Raw genomic sequence first — 515 nt, forward strand, 5'->3', positions numbered from 1 at the left:
AATGGTGCAATGATAAACAGCAAACCAGCAGAGGTCTCCAATGTAAGAGAGCATTGGGCGTACTTCAGAAGCAGAGGCTGCCATGATCCATCAACTTTAACTTTAACATCATCTGCCCTGACACAAGATTTGACGATCATGCCAAAGGAGAAGCAGGACACAGTAGGGAGGGGACGGCTCACAGGGCAAGACACTTGCACTGGAGCTCCCATTATAATGAGTGGCAGAATATATCTTGCACCCTGTTGTCTGACATGACAGCCCCTGTATGGAGCAACAAGAGAGACATCCCTGCGTGCCCGCTTCAGTGAGAAGCCACAGCTAGCTGGCATCTCAGACAAAGGCACTGGTGACTCCTCTCCTCGGTCAATTAGAAAATGTGGCACTCTCGGTCCTGGAATACGTAAAATCATTGAGTCATTGCTACATTGCACAGAAGAATGCAGATGGTGCAGCTTAGAGCTAGCGGAGTGCAACCAAGCTTCATCGTTTGACTGGTGCCCTTCATACTCTGC

At 49.1% G+C, this 515-nt stretch carries 1 protein-coding gene; it reads right to left on the minus strand.

Features of this window, described 5'->3' with window-relative positions; all coding sequences use genetic code 11:
* The coding region (locus tag DK871_RS28815) for a hypothetical protein (RefSeq protein ID WP_218581566.1) at positions 1–182 on the minus strand (182 nt) is incomplete at its 3' end.
* Positions 183–515 lie beyond the last annotated feature (333 nt).

Origin of the sequence: Pseudomonas sp. L13, assembly GCF_009935965.1 — a bacterium.
GTDB lineage: Bacteria > Pseudomonadota > Gammaproteobacteria > Pseudomonadales > Pseudomonadaceae > Aquipseudomonas > Aquipseudomonas lactis.